Source organism: Marmoricola sp. RAF53 (genome assembly GCF_052114005.1).
Classification (GTDB): Bacteria; Actinomycetota; Actinomycetes; order Propionibacteriales; family Nocardioidaceae; genus Marmoricola.
The window spans coordinates 39,189-57,040 of the sequence record NZ_JBFRDX010000013.1; the positions used below are offsets into that span (position 1 = coordinate 39,189).

Annotated in this window: 18 protein-coding genes and 1 tRNA gene; 10 read left to right on the forward strand and 9 right to left on the reverse strand. The window is 72.9% G+C overall.

The features are described 5' to 3' along the window. Positions 1 to 14 precede the first annotated feature (14 nt). The 3 genes from AB4Y76_RS12925 to AB4Y76_RS12935 are packed head-to-tail and all read right to left on the reverse strand — an operon-like array spanning position 15 to position 3,663. A complete protein-coding gene (locus tag AB4Y76_RS12925; protein ID WP_441925853.1) occupies positions 15 to 1,082 on the reverse strand; it encodes an ABC transporter permease in 1,068 nt (355 codons plus the stop codon). Continuing rightward, positions 1,082 to 2,152: an ABC transporter permease gene (locus tag AB4Y76_RS12930; RefSeq protein ID WP_441925855.1), complete on the reverse strand. Its 1,071-nt coding sequence runs from the start codon at positions 2,150 to 2,152 to the stop codon at positions 1,082 to 1,084. Before AB4Y76_RS12930 ends, AB4Y76_RS12925 begins: the two co-directional genes overlap by 1 nt. Then, a complete protein-coding gene (locus AB4Y76_RS12935) occupies positions 2,149 to 3,663 on the reverse strand; it encodes a sugar ABC transporter ATP-binding protein (protein WP_441925857.1) in 1,515 nt (504 codons plus the stop codon). The genes AB4Y76_RS12930 and AB4Y76_RS12935 overlap by 4 nt, the downstream gene beginning before the upstream one ends. A gap of 176 nt (positions 3,664 to 3,839) precedes the next feature. Here AB4Y76_RS12935 and AB4Y76_RS12940 point away from each other — a divergent pair, with 176 nt between their 5' ends. The 4 genes from AB4Y76_RS12940 (at position 3,840) to adhP (ending at position 7,096) form a co-directional block, all read left to right on the forward strand. Further along, positions 3,840 to 4,883: a LacI family DNA-binding transcriptional regulator gene (locus tag AB4Y76_RS12940; RefSeq protein WP_441925859.1), complete on the forward strand. Its 1,044-nt coding sequence runs from the start codon at positions 3,840 to 3,842 to the stop codon at positions 4,881 to 4,883. 128 nt (positions 4,884 to 5,011) lie between these two features. Next, a tRNA-Cys gene (locus AB4Y76_RS12945) sits at positions 5,012 to 5,082 on the forward strand. 56 nt (positions 5,083 to 5,138) lie between these two features. Continuing rightward, positions 5,139 to 5,969 carry a universal stress protein gene (locus tag AB4Y76_RS12950; RefSeq protein ID WP_441925861.1) on the forward strand — a complete coding sequence of 277 codons (831 nt, stop codon included), beginning with the start codon at positions 5,139 to 5,141 and terminating at the stop codon, positions 5,967 to 5,969. Between the two features lie 110 nt (positions 5,970 to 6,079). Then, the gene (adhP, locus tag AB4Y76_RS12955) at positions 6,080 to 7,096 is read left to right on the forward strand and encodes an alcohol dehydrogenase AdhP (RefSeq protein ID WP_441925862.1); all 1,017 of its coding nucleotides are present in this window, start codon (positions 6,080 to 6,082) and stop codon (positions 7,094 to 7,096) included. A 147-nt stretch (positions 7,097 to 7,243) separates the two neighbouring features. On the opposite strand, the gene AB4Y76_RS12960 is transcribed toward adhP, so the two are convergent. Together AB4Y76_RS12960 and AB4Y76_RS12965 are read right to left on the reverse strand one after the other, a co-directional pair. Next, on the reverse strand, positions 7,244 to 7,855 hold the full coding sequence (locus AB4Y76_RS12960) for a hypothetical protein (protein ID WP_441925864.1): 612 nt from the start codon (positions 7,853 to 7,855) through the stop codon (positions 7,244 to 7,246). 62 nt (positions 7,856 to 7,917) lie between these two features. Further along, positions 7,918 to 8,394, reverse strand: coding sequence for a pyridoxamine 5'-phosphate oxidase family protein (locus tag AB4Y76_RS12965; protein ID WP_441925866.1), 477 nt, complete (start codon positions 8,392 to 8,394; stop codon positions 7,918 to 7,920). Between the two features lie 171 nt (positions 8,395 to 8,565). On the opposite strand from AB4Y76_RS12965, the gene AB4Y76_RS12970 reads away from it, so the two are divergent. Next, positions 8,566 to 9,060, forward strand: coding sequence for a universal stress protein (locus AB4Y76_RS12970; protein WP_441925868.1), 495 nt, complete (start codon positions 8,566 to 8,568; stop codon positions 9,058 to 9,060). Between the two features lie 4 nt (positions 9,061 to 9,064). Here AB4Y76_RS12970 and AB4Y76_RS12975 read toward each other — a convergent pair whose 3' ends face one another. Then, positions 9,065 to 10,786 carry a GAF domain-containing protein gene (locus AB4Y76_RS12975; protein ID WP_441925870.1) on the reverse strand — a complete coding sequence of 574 codons (1,722 nt, stop codon included), beginning with the start codon at positions 10,784 to 10,786 and terminating at the stop codon, positions 9,065 to 9,067. A gap of 35 nt (positions 10,787 to 10,821) precedes the next feature. Beyond that, positions 10,822 to 11,421 carry a CBS domain-containing protein gene (locus AB4Y76_RS12980; protein WP_441925872.1) on the reverse strand — a complete coding sequence of 200 codons (600 nt, stop codon included), beginning with the start codon at positions 11,419 to 11,421 and terminating at the stop codon, positions 10,822 to 10,824. Positions 11,422 to 11,566: 145 nt separating this feature from the next. Here AB4Y76_RS12980 and AB4Y76_RS12985 point away from each other — a divergent pair, with 145 nt between their 5' ends. After that, positions 11,567 to 12,016, forward strand: coding sequence for a pyridoxamine 5'-phosphate oxidase family protein (locus AB4Y76_RS12985; RefSeq protein ID WP_441925874.1), 450 nt, complete (start codon positions 11,567 to 11,569; stop codon positions 12,014 to 12,016). Further along, positions 12,013 to 13,089 (forward strand): GAF domain-containing protein, encoded by a 1,077-nt coding sequence (locus AB4Y76_RS12990; protein ID WP_441925876.1) that lies wholly within the window; start codon positions 12,013 to 12,015, stop codon positions 13,087 to 13,089. Before AB4Y76_RS12985 ends, AB4Y76_RS12990 begins: the two co-directional genes overlap by 4 nt. A 3-nt stretch (positions 13,090 to 13,092) precedes the next feature. Here AB4Y76_RS12990 and AB4Y76_RS12995 read toward each other — a convergent pair whose 3' ends face one another. Together AB4Y76_RS12995 and AB4Y76_RS13000 are read right to left on the reverse strand one after the other, a co-directional pair. Then, the gene (locus AB4Y76_RS12995) at positions 13,093 to 13,737 is read right to left on the reverse strand and encodes a response regulator (protein ID WP_441925878.1); all 645 of its coding nucleotides are present in this window, start codon (positions 13,735 to 13,737) and stop codon (positions 13,093 to 13,095) included. An 88-nt stretch (positions 13,738 to 13,825) separates the two neighbouring features. After that, positions 13,826 to 14,689, reverse strand: coding sequence for a universal stress protein (locus AB4Y76_RS13000; RefSeq protein WP_441925880.1), 864 nt, complete (start codon positions 14,687 to 14,689; stop codon positions 13,826 to 13,828). Positions 14,690 to 14,818: 129 nt separating this feature from the next. Here AB4Y76_RS13000 and AB4Y76_RS13005 point away from each other — a divergent pair, with 129 nt between their 5' ends. The 3 genes from AB4Y76_RS13005 to AB4Y76_RS13015 all read left to right on the forward strand — a co-directional run bounded on the left by AB4Y76_RS13005 (position 14,819) and on the right by AB4Y76_RS13015 (position 17,852). Further along, positions 14,819 to 15,712 (forward strand): universal stress protein, encoded by an 894-nt coding sequence (locus AB4Y76_RS13005; protein ID WP_441925882.1) that lies wholly within the window; start codon positions 14,819 to 14,821, stop codon positions 15,710 to 15,712. Between the two features lie 17 nt (positions 15,713 to 15,729). Then, entirely contained in the window at positions 15,730 to 16,251 is a 522-nt protein-coding gene (locus AB4Y76_RS13010) for a flavodoxin family protein (protein ID WP_441925884.1), read from the forward strand. Positions 16,252 to 16,418: 167 nt separating this feature from the next. Further along, positions 16,419 to 17,852, forward strand: a complete 1,434-nt coding sequence (locus tag AB4Y76_RS13015) for a cytochrome ubiquinol oxidase subunit I (RefSeq protein WP_441925886.1) — start codon at positions 16,419 to 16,421, stop codon at positions 17,850 to 17,852.

Genomic DNA, 17,852 nt, shown 5'->3' on the forward strand with positions numbered 1-17,852 from the left:
TACCTTTCTCTGGGTCAGACACCGGCGGGCGCCGCGTGCTGCGGAGCGGGTGGAGCGGGTGGAACGGACGGGGGCCCTGCGAGGGGCGCGCTGCGACGCGCCCGGAGCTGCTGGAGCCCGGCGAGCAGGCTCGGCGCGATCACCGACGCGACCAGCAGGCAGCCGATGATGATGTTGGTGACGTTGACGGTGATGCCCTTCAGGCGCAGCGCGCTGGAGATGACGCCGATCAGGACGACGCCGGCGAGCACGCCGTGGTACTTGCCGCGGCCACCGAAGATCGAGACGCCGCCGAGGAGCACCGCGGCGATCACCTGGAGCTCCAGCCCGGTGGCGTTGTCGCCGCGGGCCGAGCCGAACCGGAGGGTGAAGAAGATGCCCGCGAACGCCGAGACGGCGCCGGAGAGCACGAACAGGATCAGCTTGGTCCGCTGGACGTCGACGCCGGTGAAGTGCGCCGCCTCGCTGTTGAGGCCGATGTCGTAGACACCCCGGCCGAAGGTCGAGAAGTGCAGCAGGGTGATGAAGATCAGCGCCAGCACGACGAACGGGATCATCACGTTCGGGTAGCTCCCGCCGCCGATCGTGTTGTTCGCCCAGTCCCGCCAGCCCTGCGGGAAATCGGTGATCGCCTTGGTGCCCAGCAGGCCGACGGCGAGGCCGCGGTAGAGCGCGAGGGTGCCGATGGTGACCGCGAGCGACGGCAGGCCGACGTACCCGACGAGGAAACCGTTGACGAAGCCGCAGACGACACCGGCCACGATCGCCGCCGCGGCGGCGGCGGCGATCGGCCAGCCGTGGTCGACCAGGGTGCCGAGGAGCGCGCTGGACAGCCCCACCACCGAGGCGACGGACAGGTCGATCTCCCCGGTGATGATCACCATCGTCATCGGCAGCGCGATCAGCAGCACCGGCGTGATGTCGAGGAGCAGGAAGCGCATGGTCAGCGGGCCGTCGAAGTTCGGCACGTTGTAGAGCGAGTAGAGGACGACCGCGAGGGTGAGCGCGATGATCCCGGCCTCGCGGGTCAGCAGGACGCGCCGCCACAGCGGCTCGCTCCAGGAACGGTAGGTGCGGTTCATCAGTCCCTCGCTTCGATGAGCTTGCGTTCGCGGCGGGCGGAGAGCACCCGGTCGAGGACGACGGCGCTGAGGATCAGGGCGCCGACCACGGCCTGCTGCCAGAAGTCCTGGATGCCGACGATCGGGAGTGCGCTGTTGATGGTGACCAGGAGGAGCGCGCCGATGGCCGCGCCCCACACGGTGCCGCTGCCGCCGGAGATCGCGACGCCGCCGATGACCACGGCCGCGACGGCCTGGAGCTCGATGCCGTAGCCGGCGTTGGAGGAGACGGTGCCGTAGCGGGCCGCGAAGACGACGCCGGCGAGACCGGCCAGGGCGCCGGAGAGCACGAAGGCCGACAGCACCCGGCGGCGGACGCGGAGTCCGTAGAGGACGGCGGCGTCGGGGTCGGAGCCGATCGCGTAGAGCTCGCGACCGCCGCGCGCGGTGTAGAGGTAGTAGCCGACGGCGGCCAGGACGACGACCGCGATCAGCGTCAGCACGGGGATCCCGAGGACCGAGCGGGTGCCGAGCGCCAGGAAGTCGTGCGGCATGTCGCCGGCGTTGATCCGGTTGCTGCCGGCCCAGGTCAGCACGATGCCGCGGTAGATGTAGAGCGTGCCCAGGGTGATCACCAGCGCCGGCACCTTGCCGTAGGCCACCAGTGCTCCGTTGACCAGGCCGAGGACCGCGCCGGCCAGCATGCCGATCGCGAAGACGGCGACGATCGGGAGGCCCGGGTGGTCGACGAAAACCCGTCCGGTCAGGTACGCCGTCAGCCCGAGCACCGAGCCGACGGAGAGGTCGACGTTGCGGGTGATGATCACGCAGGCCTGGCCGGTGGCGAGCAGGAGCAGCAGGGCCGGGTTGAGCAGCAGGTTGCGCCAGCCGTCGGAGCTGAACACGAAGCTGTTCGTCTTGAACGTGGCGACGAGCACCACGGCGACCAGCACCAGGAAGATGGAGAACTCCCGCGAGCGCAGGACGGTGTTGAGGATCCGCCGCCCGCGCGGCAGCTCGCTCGGCTCGACCAGCAGGGTCTCGGCCACCGACGCCTCGGTGGTCCCGTCCTGCTCGAGGGTCTCGTTCATCGGGCGGACTCCAGGTGGTGGGTGGCGGCGCGCATGACGTTCTCGGGCGTGGCCCGGTCGCGGTCGAGGTCGGCGGTGATCCGGCCCTCGCAGACGACCAGGACGCGGTCGGCCATGCCGAGCACCTCGGGCAGCTCGGAGGAGATCATCAGGATCGCGAGGCCCTGGCCGGCGAGCTCGGACAGCAGCCGGTGCACCTCGGCCTTGGTGCCGACGTCGATGCCCCGGGTGGGCTCGTCGATGATCAGCAGGGTCGGGTCGGTCGCGAGCCACTTGGCGATCACGACCTTCTGCTGGTTGCCGCCGCTCATGGTGGCGGCGTTCATGTCCAGCGCGTTGGTCTTGACCTCGAGCTTGGCCGCCCACGGTCCGGCGGCCCGGTTCTCCGCGCCGGCCGTGATGAGTCCGAAACGAGCGAGCCGGTCGCGGATCACGCCGACGACGTTGCGGGCCACCGAGCTCTCGACGACCAGGCCCTGCCGGCGGCGGTCCTCGGGCACGAAGGCCATCCCGGCGCGGATCGCGGCGCGGGGGTTCCCCGCCGGCACGGCCCGGCCACCGAGGCGGACGGCGCCGGCCTCGTAGCCGTCGACACCGAAGACCGCGCGGGCGATCTCGCTGCGGCCGGCGCCGACGAGACCGGCGAGACCGACGATCTCCCCGGCCCGGACGGTGAACGAGATGTCGTGGAAAAGCCCGGTCGAGGTGAGGTTCTCGACCTCGAGCACCGGGTCGCCGAGCTCCGCCGGCGTCTTCGGGAAGAGGTCGCCGACCTCGCGGCCGACCATCTCGGCGACGACCGCGTCGACGTCGGTGTCCGCGGTGCGGTGGCTGGCGACGTAGGCGCCGTCGCGCATCACGGTGATCTCGTCGCAGAGCGAGAAGACCTCGTCGAACCGGTGCGAGATGAAGACCAGGGCGCGGCCCTCGTCGCGCAGGCTGCGGGCGACGGCGAAGAGCCGCTCGACCTCGACGCCGGAGAGCGCCGCCGTCGGCTCGTCCATGATCAGCACGCTGGCGTCCAGCGAGATCGCCTTGGCGATCTCGATGATCTGCTGGTCGGCGATGGAGAGCCCGAGCGCGGGGCGGCGGGGGTCGATGTGGACGCCGAGCCGGGTGAAGAGGCGTCGCGCCTCGGCGTACATGGCGGCCCGGTCGATCCGGCGGCCGCGGCCGAGGAGCTGGCGCCCCATGAAGATGTTCTCGGTGACCGACAGGTCGCCGAAGAGCGTCGGCTCCTGGTAGATCACCGCGACGCCGGCGGCCTTGGACTCGGCGGTGGAGCCGAAGTCGGCGTCCGCGCCGTGCAGCCGGAAGGTGCCGCCGTCGCGGCGGTGCACCCCGGCGACGATCTTGACGAGCGTGGACTTGCCGGCGCCGTTCTCGCCGACCAGGCCGTGGATCGAGCCGGACCGGACGCTCAGGCTGGCGTCGCGGAGGGCCTGCACGGCACCGAACGACTTGGTGACCGCGGCCAGCTCCAGCGCTGTCGCGCCTGCCGTTCCCGTCATGCTCGTCCTCCTGCGTTGAAAGGTTTCAATAACGGGACGCTAAGTGAGCCACATCACCAAGGTCAAGGATTTGCGAAGAAAAAGTTTCGGCGCGGTGAACATCGCCTCACACCTGTCCCGCGGAGTACAGTGCCCCGACTGAACCGTTTCATGTGTGAGGACGACGAGGAGGCGACGTGGAGACCGACGAGGCCCGGACCGGGACTCCCCCGCGCTCCGCGGGCGTGAAGGAGGTCGCCGCCGAGGCCGGGGTCTCCCTGGGCACCGTGTCCAACGTGCTCAACCGGCCCGAGCGGGTCAGCGAGGCCACCAGGCACCGGGTCGAGGACGCGATGCGCCGGCTCGGCTTCGTCCGCAACGACGCCGCCCGGCAGCTCCGCGCCGGCAAGAGCCACACCCTCGCCTACGTCATGCTCGACGCCACCAACCCGTTCTTCACCGACGTCGCCTCCGGCATCGACGACGCCGCCGAGGACGCCGGGCTCTCGCTCTTCCTCTGCAACAGCGACAACCGCCGGGAGCGCGAGGCGACCCACCTCGCCCGGCTGGAGGAGCAGCGTGTCCAGGGCATCCTGGTGACGCCGGTCGACCCCGACGACCCGAGCCTCCTCGAGGTCGCCCGACGCGGTACGGCCGTGGTGATCGTCGACCGGATCCCGTCGCGCGACCGGTTCTGCTCGGTCTCCGTGGACGACCACCTCGGTGGCCGGCTCGCCGTCGAGCACCTGGTCGAGCGCGGCCACGAGCGGATCGCCTTCATCGGCGGCCCGCTCTCGATCGGCCAGGTCCGCGACCGCCTCGCCGGTGCCCGCGAGGCGTGGGCCGAGGCGGGCCGCGAGCCCGACGCGCTCGTGGTCCTGGAGACCGAGGCGCTCACCGTCGCCGAGGGCCTGAGCGCCGGCGAACGCCTGGAGGGCATCACCGGGGCACGCCGGCCCACGGCGGCGTTCTGCGCCAACGACCTGCTCGCCCTCGGCCTGCTCCAGCAGTCCCTGGCGACCGGGCTCCAGGTCCCCGGCGACCTCGCCATCGTCGGGTACGACGACATCGACTTCGCCGCCGCCGCCGCGGTCCCGCTCACCTCGGTCCGGCAGCCCCGCCAGGAGCTCGGTCGCCGCGCGACCCAGCTGGCGCTGGCGGAGACCGAGGACGGCCACCTGCACCAGCGCGTCATCTTCGAGCCCGAGCTCATCGCGCGCGCGTCGACCCGCCCGGCCTGACCCCTGAGCCCGGCCCCTGGCCCCGGCCCCTGATCCCGGCCCCTGACCCGACCCCCGGCTTCCGGACGCACCGGTCGACGGTGTATTACTGAACCGACCCCTCCCGGAACTGAAAAGGTGCTGGTTCCGCTGGGGTGGCCGAGTGGCGAGGCTACGGCACGCAATGCCGTACACGGAGGTTCGATTCCTTCCCCCAGCTCGGACCACCCGTTCCGGTGGGTGTGCGAACGGCGGCATCGCGCGCACAATCGACCCATGGACATGAGCGGACCGATCGTCATCGGCTACGACGCCAGCCCCGACGCCGACCTGGCGCTCACCTGGGGGATGCAGACCGCGGAACGGATCGGGGCCGCCGTCCGGGTGCTCGTGGCCTCGCCGGACGGGAAGCGGCACGGGGACGAGGCGCGCGCCCAGCAGGCGGCTTCGCGGGCCCGCGACGCGATCACCCGGGACGAGTCCACCCCGGCCGAGGTGGTCGTCGCGCACGGCGAGGCCCTGCCGCTGCTGATGGCGGAGGCCCCCACGGCCCGGTTCCTCGTCGTCGGCAGCCGCGGGCACAACCGGATCGAGGCCCAGTGGCTCGGGTCCGTCAGCCAGCACCTCGCCGGGCACGCGGACTGCCCCGTCGCCGTGGTCCGGCCGACCAACAACCCCCGCTCGCGCCAGGTCCTGGTCGGCGTCGACGGCTCCGCCTCCAGCGAGCGCGCCCTCGCGTACGCCGTCCGCCGCGCGTCGCGGACCGGCGAGGAGGTCGTCGCCGTGCACGCCTACCAGCTGCCGAACTTCACCGAGGGCGGCCGCACCGGCGCCCGGTCCGCCGACATCGACACCACGCTGATCGACGACGCCGAGCGGGTCGCTGCCGAGCTGGTCGCCGGGGTGAAGGCCGACAACCCGGAGGTCGATCTCCGCAGCACCGCCGTGGTCGGCCGGCCCGGACGGGTCCTCGCCCGGCTCTCCGACGACGCCTGCCTGGTCGTGGTCGGCTCCCGCGGGCGCAACGCGGTCCAGGAGCTCGTCCTCGGCTCGGTCTCCCAGGAAGTCCTCTACCGGGCCGAGTGCCCGGTCGTCGTGGTGCGCTGACCCGGGTTCCCGGGACCTACGACTCTGCTCCCCGGGCCCGTCGCCCCTGTCCCGGGCGGCCGCACCGGCGTGTCCTGGTGGTCATGTCACCGCCGAGGGAGGAAAGCACGATGAGAGCAGCAGTCGTCACGAGCTTCGAGGCTCCGCTGGAGATCCAGGACAGACCGGTCCCGACCCCGGGACCCGGTCAGGTGCTGGTCCGGATGGAGGCCTGCGGACTCTGCCACACCGACATCCACGCCGCGCACGGCGACTGGCCGGTCAAGCCGACGCCACCGTTCGTGCCCGGCCACGAAGGGGTCGGCGTCGTCACGGCGCTCGGCGACGGGGTCGCCGCCCGCGCCGTGGGCGACCGGGTCGCGATCCCGTGGCTCGGCCACGCCTGCGGGCACTGCGACCAGTGCGTGCGCGGCTGGGAGACCCTCTGCCTGGAGCAGCAGAACAGCGGCTACTCCGTCGACGGCGGCTTCGCGGAGTACGCGGTCGCCGACGCGGCGTACGTCGTCCGGGTGCCGGACGGGGTGACGTCCTTCGACGCGGCGCCGCTCACCTGCGCCGGCGTCACGACGTACAAGGCGATCAAGGTGGCCGAGGTCCGGCCCGGCGAACGCGTCGCCGTCTTCGGCATCGGCGGCCTCGGGCACCTGGCGCTGCAGTACGCCCGCCTCGTCGGGGCCGAGGTCATCGCCGTGGACGTCACGCCGGAGAAGCTGGCCCTGGCCCGCGAGCTCGGCGCCGACCACGTCGTGAACGCCGCGGAGACCGACCCGGTCGCGGCCATCGAGGAGCTCGGCGGAGCCGACGTCGCTGTCGCCCTGGCCGTCTCGGAGCGGTCCTTCGAGCAGGCCTTCGCCTCGCTGCGCCGCGGCGGCCGCCTGGTCTGCGTGGCGCTCCCGCCGGAGCGCGAGGGCGTGATGCCGCTGCCGATCTTCGACACCGTGATCAAGGGCATCAAGGTGATCGGCTCGATCGTCGGCACCCGCCAGGACCTGGCCGAGGTCTTCCGCCTGCACGCGCTCGGCCGGACCAAGGTCGTCGCCCAGGGGTGCAAGCTCGACGACGTGAACCAGGCGATCGCCGACGTGCTCGCCGGCACGGTGGACGCCCGGCTGGTCTTCGAGTTCTGAGCACCGGGCGCACGACGAAGGCGACGCAAGAAGGCGACGCAAGAAGGCGACGCAAGAAGGCGACGCCGCCCTCGCCCCGGGGGAAGGGGCTCGGGCGACGTCGCCGACCCTGCTGGTCGTGCGGCTCACGTGCCGGCGCGGTGGAGCTCAGCGGAGGAGCGGAACCTTCGCGACCAGCGTGGAGGAGGCCCAGCGCTTGCCGAGGCCCCACACGGTTCCGGCGTTCGCGAGCGTCAGGGCGACCAGGCTGATCGCACCGAGCACGTGCTCGTCGAGGACCGGGTTGTTCGCCGGCGGGAGCGCGACGCTCCACATCATCAGGTAGAGCACGGCGCCGCCGAAGCCGGCCAGCCGCATCCCGATGCCGAACGTGAGGGCGACGCCGATGCCGAGCAGAGCCAGCATGAAGGCCCAGTCGACCCAGGCCGCGCCGGCGATCGAGCGGTAGAAGTCCGCGAACGGACCGTCGGCCCCGAACTTGAGGAAGCCCTCGGTGGGGCTGCCGCCGTGGATCCAGGCGGCGTTGCCGAAACGGTCGACGTTCCCGGCGTCGTCCCGCCCGGTGGCGTAGCCGAGCGCCAGGAGCTTGTCGAAGAACGCCCAGAGGAAGGTGAGACCGAAGGTGATCCGCAGGAGTGCGAGGGCCTTGGCCGCCGCCTCCGAGATGATCATCGGTCCACCGGAGCCTGCGGCCTTCGTGGTCGGGTCCGTCGTGGTCGGGTCCGTGCGGTGCCGGTGCGGCACGTGGATGGTTGCCATGATTTCTCCTTCGTCGCCTCCACGTTCCCGCCGCCGGGCACGGCGGGGTCAGGGCCGATCGGTCACCACGGGGGTCCGTTGGGCCCTGGTGCGGGGGACCATTGGACGCCGGGCCCGAACCCGTGCTCGCCGGGGTCCGGCCGCTCCCCCACCTGCCGGCCGGACAGCTGCGCGACCTCGAGGCGGAGGTACAGGTTCCGGGTGCCGTCCGCCCAGGGGGCCGGGTCCCAGATCCTGCGGATGTGCGCGATCAGCCGGCTGTCGACGACGACGCTGGTGCGGCCGCGGACCTGGACGCTCCACCCGGTGCGGGACCGGTCGTGCAGCTCGTCGACCTCGAAGGCGACCGCCGCGTCCCGCCCGTACGTCGCCAGCACCGTGGTCGGGTGGGTCCGGAAGACGACCGCCTCGTCGACCAGGGCGAAGTTCACCGGGACGACGTGCGGCCCGTCCGGCGCCACCACGGCGACCCGGCCGACGGACCTGTCGGCCAGCAGCGCACGGCACTCGCTCGGGCTGAGCTCCACGAGAACACCCATCGTGGTTCCTCCTGCGTCGTGCGGTCCCCCGGTTCCTGGTCGCACCAGCCTCCGCCGGCCCGGGCCCGGACACGAGGGCCGATGGTCCCGAGACCTGCGGACCCATGCCCCTCCCCGGCCGCCGCGCGGGTCCGCACCGTGGAGGCAGGACGCCACGAACGGGAGTGCGAGATGGACGAGAAGCCGACGACGAGCCGGCCGGTGGTCGTCGGGCTCGACGACAGCCCCGGTGGCCGGGCCGCACTGCGGTTCGCCCTCGAGGAGGGCCTGGCCCGCGGGACGACGGTCGAGATCGTGACCACCTGGATCATGGACACGATGATCCGCGAGGACGTCACCGACCAGATGGCCCGGGACGAGGCGCACGTCGTCCGGCTCCGCCAGGAACAGATCCTCGCCGAGGTCGCGGGCGACCTGCCCCGGGTGCCGCCGGTGGCCCACCTGGTGCTGCACGACTCCGGCGGCTCGCCGCTGGTGGAGGCCGCGGCGGACGCCGCGATGCTCGTCGTCGGCAGCGGCCGCAAGGGTCCGATGGCGCGCGCCTTCCTCGGCTCGGTCAGCGAGTTCTGCGTCCGGCACTCGCCCGTGCCGGTGGTGGTCGTGCCCGACCCGTCCAAGGTCGCCGAGCACGTCGCGCACGATCTGGTGGCGAGCCGGCCCGCCTGACCGGTCAGGCGCGGAAGGGCACCACCCAGAGCACCACCGTGCCGGTCCCGGTGGCAGGCACGCTCAACGTGAACGAGCCGCCGCGCCGCTCCGCGCGCGTCGCGAGGTTCTCCAGCCCGCTGCGCCGGCCGGACCCGCTCACCCCGCGGCCGTTGTCGGCGACCCGCACCTCGATCCGGTCGGTCGACGCGGTCACGGCCACCTCGGCCCGGGTCGCGCCGGCGTGCCGGGCGACGTTGCTGAGCGACTCCCGCACGACGGCGAGGACGTCCTCGCCGACGCCCCGGTCCACCAGGGTGTCCACCGGGCCCGCGAACCGGACCTCGGGGTCGAAGCCGAGGACGCCGCAGAGCCCCTCGACCAGCCCGAGGACGCCGGCGCGGACGCCGGTCCCGTCGGTCGCGTCGTGGTCGTGCAGCTCGAAGATCGAGTTCCGGATCTGCCGGATGGCCACGTCCAGGTCGCTGACGACCTGCTCGATCCGCGCCGCCAGCTCGCCGTCCTCCAGGCCCATGGTGATGCTCTGCAGGTTCAGCCCGGAGGCGAAGAGCTGCTGGATGACGTGGTCGTGCAGGTCCCGGGCGATCCGGTCGCGGTCCTCGAAGAGCTGCATCCGCTCCTTGTCCTGGCGTGCCTCGGAGAGCTCCAGCGCGACGGCCGCGTGGTTCGCGAACGAGGCCGCCAGCTCCAGGTCGCTCCGGCCGAACGGCTCCGCGCCGACCAGCCGCCCCACCACCAGCGACCCGGTGGTCTCCCAGCGGCCGGCCAGCGGCAGCACCATCGCCGGACCGACCGGGACCAGGTCGCGCAGGTGCACCACCTTGTCGGGCAGGTCCTCGGGTCCGGCCACCGCGACCGGCTTGCCGGAGCGGAGGACGTCCTGGGTGACGGTCCCGGCCATCGGGTAGCTGCGCCCCTCGAGCTCGTCGGCCCGGTTCCCGACCGCGACCGCGACCGCGAGCCGGTCGCCGCCAGGCTCCGGGAGCACCACGGTCACGACGTCGGCGCGGGCGAGCCGGTGCACCACCTCGGCGACGCTGCGGAGCGCCTCCAGGCCGGGTGCGGTGACCATCTGGACGGCCACGTCGGCCCCGGCCTGGGACCACGCCTCCCGGCGCTTGGCCTCGTCGTAGAGCCGGGCGTTGTCGATGGCGACCGCGGCCGTGGCGGCGAGCGCGGAAGCCAGCTCGACGTCGGACTCGGAGAAGTCGCCGCCGCCCCGACGCTCGGTCAGGTAGAGGTTGCCGAAGACGGCGCCGCGGATCGTGATCGGCACCCCCAGGAAGGTGTGCATCGGCGGGTGCTCGGCCGGGAACCCGACCGAGCGGTAGTCCTCGCTGAGCTCGTGCAGCCTGATCGGCTCGGGTTTGTCGATCAGCGCGCCGAGGACGCCCTTGCCCTGCGGCAGGTCCCCGATCCGTGCCACCGTCTCGTCGTCGAGCCCGACGTGCACGAAGCGCTCCAGCCGGTCACCCTCGGGCGCGACGACGCCGATCGCGCCGTACTGCGCCTCCAGCAGCTCGCAGGCCGCCTCGACGATCCGGTGCAGCACGGTGTCCAGCGACAGGTCGGTGATGATGCTCTGGTTCGCCTTGAGCAGGCCGCGGAGCCGGTCGTGCGCGGCGCGCACGTCCTGGGCACGGTCGATCAGCTGGCTGAGCAGCTCGTCGAGCTCCAGCGCGGGCACGAACCCAGCACCCTGGCTGTGTTCCTGGCGTGGACCCATGCGGTCACGGTAGCCACCGGGGGCACCGCCGTCACTCACCCCCGGCGCTGGTCCGGGAACCGGAGGCCGAGGACGCCGGGGACGCTGCCGACGAGGACCTTCGCGATCGCCCGCTCGTCCGCGCGCGACGGACCGTCCAGGAGGACGACGCCGTCGTCGACCTCGGCCGTCCAGTCGTACCCGGAGGCGCGGACCAGCTCGTCGACCTCGGCCTCGATGGCCGCATCGCCACGGGCCAGGACCGCGACCAGGTCGCGCCGGCTGATCATGCCGACCAGGCGGCCCCGCTCGATCACCGGCAGGCTCTTGACCGTGCTGCCGATCATCAGCGCCGCGGCCTCGGCGACCTCGGCCGCCGGCGGCACGGTCAGCAGGTGCCTGCTCATCACCTGCTCGACCCGCGTCGAGCCGGGTCCGGGGCCGGGCTCGACCGGGCGCTCGTGCGCCCGCTGGTCCGGGACGACCGTCTCGGCCAGCACGTCGGCCTCGCTGACCACGCCGACCAGCCGACCGGTGTCGTCCAGGACCGGCAGCGCCGTGACCCGGTGCTCGGCCAGCAGCGCGAGCACCTGCTTCAGGGTCGTCCCCGGGGACACCGACACGACCGACGACGTCATCACCTCACGTACCAACATGGCTTCCTCCTCCATCCCAGGCTCGCCCACCGCGCGCGGCAGGAGCAGGGCCCTTCGGCCGAGGTGCACAGGACCAACGGCACCTGCTCCGCGTTCCCCGCGGGAGGCAGCATCGGAGGAAGACGAACCACCTGGGAGGTGCGCCATGCTCGAGTCGTACGAGCTCAACCCCGACGAGTGCGTCCAGCTCCTCCGGGCCGGTACGTTCGGCCGGATCGCGGTGACGACCCCCGACGGCCCGCACATCGTGCCGATGAACTACGCGTTCCACGACGGGTCCGTGGTGATCCGGACGACGCCGTACAGCCAGCTCGGCTCCTACGGTCCGGGAGCCCAGCTCTGCTTCGAGATCGACCACGTGAACTACGAGTACTACTCCGGCTGGAGCGTGGTCGCGCGCGGCGTCGGCGAGGCGGTCACCGACCCCGCCGAGCTCGCGAAGCTCACCTCCGCGTGGGGTCCCAAGCCGTGGGCCGCGGGCTCGCGGACGCTGTACCTCGGGATGCGCTGCGACGAGATCAGCGGCCGGCGGCTCGGCCCGAAGATCGACTGGAGCCGCGACGTGCCGACGACCCGGATGGCGCCGAGCACGTGACCGCGCCGCGCGCCCTCCTGGACGCCGTCACGGCGCTCTCCGGCACGCTCGACGTCCGTCGCGTCCTGACCCGGCTGGTGTCCTCGGCCACCGCGCTGACCGACGCGCGGCACGGCACGCTCACCGTGGTCGGGGCCGACGGGGTGCCCACCGAGATGGTCACCAGCGGTACGCCGACCGCGCCGGGCGGGCCTGCCCTCGGGGTCCCGGTCCGGATCCGCGGACGCGTCTTCGGCCACCTCTCCCTCTGCGGGAGACCCGGGGACGAGCCGTTCACGGCGGAGGACCGCAGCCTCGTGGAGGCGCTCGCCAACGCGGCCGCGCTGGTCCTCGAGAACGCCCGTTCCTACGAGCTCGGCGAGCGTCGGCGCCGGTGGCTGGAGGCCTCGGCCCTGCTCACCGACGACCTGCAGCCGCCGATCGACACCGGGGACGCGCTGCACGCCGTCGCCGTCCGGGCCCGCGGCGCCTCCGGAGCCGCCACCACCGCGGTCGTCCAGGTCCCCGTCGACCGGCCGCCGGCGGTCCGCGCCGTGGCCGGCGGCGCCGGCGCCGATCTGGTGCCGACCCTCCACGGCGTGGTGAGCGAGGCCAGCGCCGCCGTCCTTCCCGCCGACGGGCCCGACGCGACCACCTACGCGGTCGAGGTCGACCTCGGCGGGCGGTCCGCGCTCGTCGTCCCGCTCCGGGCGCACCTGGTCCCGGACACCGTGCTGGTCGTCCTGCACGACCGGCCGGCCCCGGCCGTCGAGCACGAGGACCGCGACCTGCTCGCCACCTACGCCGACCGTGCCGGGCTGACCCTGGACCGGGCCCAGGCGGTCGCCGACCGGGAAGAGCTCGCCGTCGTCGAGGAGCGCGAGCGGATCGCCCGGGACCTGCACGACGTCGTCATCCAGCGGCTGTTCGCCACCGGGCTGACCCTCGAGGGCGCGCGGACGAGCACCGACCCGGCGGCCTCGGAGGCCCTGCTGGCGACCTGCGTCGCCGAGCTGGACCGGACCATCACCGACATCCGCTCGACGATCTTCGACCTGCGCCGCGGGGCTGTCGCGAGGGCCGTCGCGACCTAGCCCTCAGGTGTGGTCGAGCAGCCGGGCGGCCAGCACCGCGGCCTGGGTGCGCCGCTCGACACCGAGCTTGGCGAGCACGCTGGAGACGTAGTTCTTCACGGTCTTCTCCGCCAGGAACATCCGCTCGCCGATCTGCCGGTTGGTCAGGCCCTCGGCGATGAAGCCGAGGAGCTGGAGCTCCTGGTCGGTCAGCTCGGCCAGCTCGGGGGCCTTGGTGACCGGGTTGCGGACCCGCTCCAGGACCCGTGCCGTCAGCGCCGGGTCGATCAGCGACTGCCCCGCGGCGACGTGCCGGATGGCGCTGAGCAGGTCGGAACGCTTGACCTCCTTGAGCACGTACCCGGAGGCGCCGGCCATGATCGCGGCGAACAGCGCCTCGTCGTCGTCGTAGGAGGTGAGGATCAGGGCGTTGATCGACGGGTCCACCGAGCGCACGGCACGGCAGACCTCGATGCCCGAGCCGTCGGGCAGCCGGGCGTCGAGGATCGCGACGTCCGGTCGCAGCGCCGGGATCCGGTGGGTGGCGTCGACGGCCGAGCCGGACTCCCCGATCACCTCGATGTCCCCGGACGCCTCCAGGAACGTCCTGATCCCCTGCCGGACGATCTCGTGGTCGTCGAGGAGGTAAACCCGCACCTTGTCGCTCATGTGTCCAGCCTGTCACGCCCCGGCCCGCGGGGTCACGGACCTTCGGGCACCCCCGTGGGACCATCGGCCCTGCCGGGGGTCGCTCTCCTCACCGGACGACCAGGACCGGGCAGCACGCCCGGCGCAGCGTCTCCTGGGACACCGAGCCGAGCAGGATCTCCTGGACCGGGGTCCGGCCCCGGGAGCCGACGACCACCAGCGAGGCGTCCTCGGAGAGCCGGGCCAGGACGCGGCCCGGGTGCCCGGCCACCGCGGTGCTGCGCAGCACCACGTCCGGGTGGTCCACGACGACCCCGGCGACCAGCTCGGCGGCGAGCCGCTGGGCCGCGTCGGCGACCTCGGTGTCCAGGTCCGTGGGCAGCGCGCCGATCGCACCGCCGAGGGCGCCGCCGCAGGACAGGCCCGGGTACTGGTAGGCGTGCACGGCCAGCACCGCCTCACCGGTCCGCTCGGCCCGCTCGGCGGCGTACGCGAGCGCCCGCCGGCTGGCGTCCGACCCGTCGACGCCGACGAGGATGTGCTCCGACCGCCGGTCGTCCGCGGCGCGGACCACCGCGACCGGGCACTCGGCCTGCGCCGCCAGGTGCTGGCTGACCGAGCCGAGCCAGTAGCCCTCCAGCCGGCCGTACCCGCGCGACCCGACGACCACCATGGCGGCCTCGAGCCCCTCCCGCGCGAGCACGGCGAGCGGCCAGCCCCGCTCCACGATCACCACCGACGGCACCCCGGTGCGCGAGCGCACCAGGTCCCGGGCCGCGACCGCGGCGCTGTGCGCGAGCTGCTGCTCGTGCTCGACGATCCGGCGCGGCAGCCGCTCGTCCGCCGTGGAGGCGATCACGACCCGCACCGGGTGGCCGGTCGACGCGGCCGTGTCCAGCGCCCAGAGCAGGGCGTCACCCGCATCCGGCGACCCGTCGTACCCGACGACGATGGGATCGGAGATCGTGGTCATGCCACCAGCGTGCGCCGCCCCGGCGGACGGGAGGAGTGCCGGTCGGTCCTGGTCCGGAGGGCCGACGGTCCCGCCCCGGAAGGACGTACGCCCCTGATCGGCGCGGTCGCTCGCGCGCACGCTGGAGACATGAACATCAACGAGGTTCCCGTCGGCGCGGTCGTCGTCGGCGTGGACGGTTCCCCGGAGTCCCACCACGCCGTCGAGTGGGCGGCCCGGCACGCCGCCCAGGAGGGCCGCGAGCTCGTGCTGCTGCACGCGCTCGCGGAGAGCACGGCGGCACTGGGCTGGATGGCCTCCAGCGGTGTCGACCCGTCCGCGTACCTCACCGAGGCGGGGGTCACCGGCCAGGGGATCCTCGACGCCGCCCTGACCGTGATCGCTCCGGACCGGCTGAGGCGGCCAGCACAGACGCTCGTCGTCCGCGGCGACCCGCGGACCGCACTGCTGACCGCGTCCGCCGCGGCCAGCACGGTCGTGGTCGGCTCGCGCGGTCGCGGGACCGTCCGGACCCTGCTCCTCGGCTCGGTCAGCGCCGCGGTGGCGCGGCACGCGAGCTGCCCGGTCGTGGTGGTCCGGCCGCACCACCCGGGCACGGTGCGCCGGGGCGTGCTCGTCGGCGCCGACGGCACCGAGGGATCGGTCGTCGTCCTCGAGTTCGCCTACCGCCAGGCCTCCGAGCTGGGCCTCCCCCTCACCGTGGTGCACACCGTCTGGGACGCGCTCGCCGCGGCCGGCGACCCGCACCTCATCTCCCCCGACGACCCGGAGTACGCCCCGCGCTCGGTCGCGCTGGCCGAGACCCTGGCCGGCCTCGAGGAGAAGTACCCCGACGTCCGGGTGACCCGGAGCATCGTCCGCGGCGCTCCCACCGAGGGCATCCTCGCGCTGGCCGACGCCATGCACCTCGTCGTCGTCGGGCACCAGCAGCTGGACCGGGTCAGCCGCGCACTGTTCGGCTCGATCGCGCTCGGCGTGCTCGAGCAGGCCGCGACCGTCGTCGCGGTCGTACCGGAGGAATGACCGAAGGGGTGACAGCGATGAAGGTCGTCGTGATCTGCGAGTCGATGTTCGGCAACACCGAGCTGCTGGCCTCCGCCGTGGCGAAGGGGCTCACCGCCGAGGGCGCGGAGGTGGCGCTGCTCGACGTCGGTGACGCGTACGCCGGCCACCCGGACCTCGACTGCGACCTGCTGGTCGTCGCGGCACCCACGCACGCGCTGACCCTCAGCCGCCCGGAGTCCCGGGCGCAGGCGGTCGAGCGCGGCGCCGACCCGCGGCGCCAGGCCGTCGGGGTCCGGGAGTGGCTGTCCACGCTGGCCGAGGCGCTGCCCCCGGACGGCCCCCGGCCGCCGGTCGCCGTCTTCGACAGCCGGGTCCTCCAGGCCAAGCACTGGCCCGGCTCGGCCGCCCGCGGAGCCGAGCGCCGGCTGCACAAGGCAGGCTTCCGGGTGCTGGAGCGCGCCAGCTTCTACGTCGACACCGTCGAGGGCCCGCTGTCGGAGGGCGAGGTCGAGCGCGCCCTGGCCTGGGGCCGGCAGCTCGCGAAGCCGCACACCTGACAGGACCGTTGTCCCACGGGCGAGGACCTTCGGCCCTGAAGGAACCCACGGCGCTCACGCCAGGGTTCAGGCATGGACATCCTCTCCCCGGTGGACGCCAGCCGACCGGCGCGCGGGGCTTCCGCACCGGTCCTCAGCACCCCTCACCCGACCCCCGGGAGCCCCTCGTGGACGCACTAGACCTCGCCCGCTGGCAGTTCGGGATCATCACCGTCTACCACTTCCTCTTCGTCCCGATCACGATCGGCCTGTCGGCGATCGTCGCCTGGTACGAGACGGCGTGGCTGCGGACCCGCAACCCGGAGTGGCTCCGGCTGACCCGGTTCTTCGGCAAGCTGTTCCTGATCAACTTCGCCATCGGCGTCGTCACCGGCATCGTCCAGGAGTTCCAGTTCGGCATGAACTGGTCGGACTACTCGCGCTTCGTCGGTGACGTCTTCGGCGCCCCGCTCGCGATCGAGGGCCTGCTCGCGTTCTTCCTCGAGTCGACGTTCCTGGGCCTGTGGATCTTCGGCTGGGACCGGCTGCCTCCGGTGCTGCACAACGCCTGCATCTGGCTGGTGCACCTCGGCACGCTGTTCTCGGCGTACTTCATCCTCGCGGCCAACTCCTGGATGCAGCACCCGGTCGGCTACCACTACAACCAGAAGACCGGCCGGGCCGAGATGAACGACTTCGCCGCCGTGCTCTTCAACAAGGTGCAGCTGGTGACGTTCCCGCACACCGTGCTGGCGGCGTACATGACCGGCGGCGCCTTCGTCGTCGGCGTCAGCCTGTGGTCGTTGATGCGCCCCAAGAACGCCGGTGACACCTCCGTCTACCGGCGCAGCACCCGGCTGGGCGCGGTGGTGATGCTGGTCGCCGGCCTGGGCGTCGCGATCTCCGGGGACTTCGCCGGCAAGGTGATGACCGAGGTGCAGCCGATGAAGATGGCGGCCGCCGAGGCCCTCTACGAGACCGAGTCCTCGGCCGGCTTCTCGCTCTTCACGATCGGCACCCTGGACGGCAAGTCCGAGACCTTCTCCATCAAGATCCCCGGGTTGCTGTCGTTCCTCGCGACCGGTTCGTTCAACGGCACCGTCGAGGGCATCAACCCGCTCAGCGAGCAGTACCAGGAGACGTACGGCTCCGACCCGGACTCGCCCGCCTACTCCCCCGGCGACTACACGCCGTACATCCCGGTGACCTACTGGACCTTCCGGCTGATGATCGGCCTCGGCGTGCTCGCCGCGGCCCTGGCCGCGCTCGTCCTCTGGATCACCCGCAAGGAGCGAACGCCGCGGTCCCGCTGGTGGCGGTGGGCGGCGATCGCGCTGCCGCTGCTCCCGGTGGCGGCGAACTCGTTCGGCTGGATCTTCACCGAGGTGGGCCGCCAGCCGTGGAGCGTCTTCGGCCTGCTGACCACTGTGAACGCGGTCTCGCCGACCGTGAGCGCCGGCTACGTGTGGACCTCGCTGCTGTCGCTGACCCTGCTGTACGGCGTCCTCGCGGTCGTCGAGGTCGGCCTGATCCTGAAGTACGTCCGCGCCGGCGCCGAGCCCGACCCGGTCCCGCACGAACGGTCCGACGACCCCGACCGCCCGATGGCGTTCGCGTACTGA

What these genes read in the sequence shown, in the direction of transcription:
- AB4Y76_RS12925 (WP_441925853.1), bottom strand. Translation starts at nt 1,082, where the DNA reads ATGAACCGCACCTACCGTTCCTGGAGCGAGCCGCTGTGGCGGCGCGTC.
- AB4Y76_RS12930 (WP_441925855.1), bottom strand. Translation starts at nt 2,152, where the DNA reads ATGAACGAGACCCTCGAGCAGGACGGGACCACCGAGGCGTCGGTGGCC.
- AB4Y76_RS12935 (WP_441925857.1), bottom strand. Translation starts at nt 3,663, where the DNA reads ATGACGGGAACGGCAGGCGCGACAGCGCTGGAGCTGGCCGCGGTCACC.
- AB4Y76_RS12950 (WP_441925861.1), top strand. Translation starts at nt 5,139, where the DNA reads ATGGACATGAGCGGACCGATCGTCATCGGCTACGACGCCAGCCCCGAC.
- adhP (WP_441925862.1), top strand. Translation starts at nt 6,080, where the DNA reads ATGAGAGCAGCAGTCGTCACGAGCTTCGAGGCTCCGCTGGAGATCCAG.
- AB4Y76_RS12960 (WP_441925864.1), bottom strand. Translation starts at nt 7,855, where the DNA reads ATGGCAACCATCCACGTGCCGCACCGGCACCGCACGGACCCGACCACG.
- AB4Y76_RS12965 (WP_441925866.1), bottom strand. Translation starts at nt 8,394, where the DNA reads ATGGGTGTTCTCGTGGAGCTCAGCCCGAGCGAGTGCCGTGCGCTGCTG.
- AB4Y76_RS12970 (WP_441925868.1), top strand. Translation starts at nt 8,566, where the DNA reads ATGGACGAGAAGCCGACGACGAGCCGGCCGGTGGTCGTCGGGCTCGAC.
- AB4Y76_RS12975 (WP_441925870.1), bottom strand. Translation starts at nt 10,786, where the DNA reads ATGGGTCCACGCCAGGAACACAGCCAGGGTGCTGGGTTCGTGCCCGCG.
- AB4Y76_RS12980 (WP_441925872.1), bottom strand. Translation starts at nt 11,421, where the DNA reads ATGTTGGTACGTGAGGTGATGACGTCGTCGGTCGTGTCGGTGTCCCCG.
- AB4Y76_RS12985 (WP_441925874.1), top strand. Translation starts at nt 11,567, where the DNA reads ATGCTCGAGTCGTACGAGCTCAACCCCGACGAGTGCGTCCAGCTCCTC.
- AB4Y76_RS12995 (WP_441925878.1), bottom strand. Translation starts at nt 13,737, where the DNA reads ATGAGCGACAAGGTGCGGGTTTACCTCCTCGACGACCACGAGATCGTC.
- AB4Y76_RS13000 (WP_441925880.1), bottom strand. Translation starts at nt 14,689, where the DNA reads ATGACCACGATCTCCGATCCCATCGTCGTCGGGTACGACGGGTCGCCG.
- AB4Y76_RS13005 (WP_441925882.1), top strand. Translation starts at nt 14,819, where the DNA reads ATGAACATCAACGAGGTTCCCGTCGGCGCGGTCGTCGTCGGCGTGGAC.
- AB4Y76_RS13010 (WP_441925884.1), top strand. Translation starts at nt 15,730, where the DNA reads ATGAAGGTCGTCGTGATCTGCGAGTCGATGTTCGGCAACACCGAGCTG.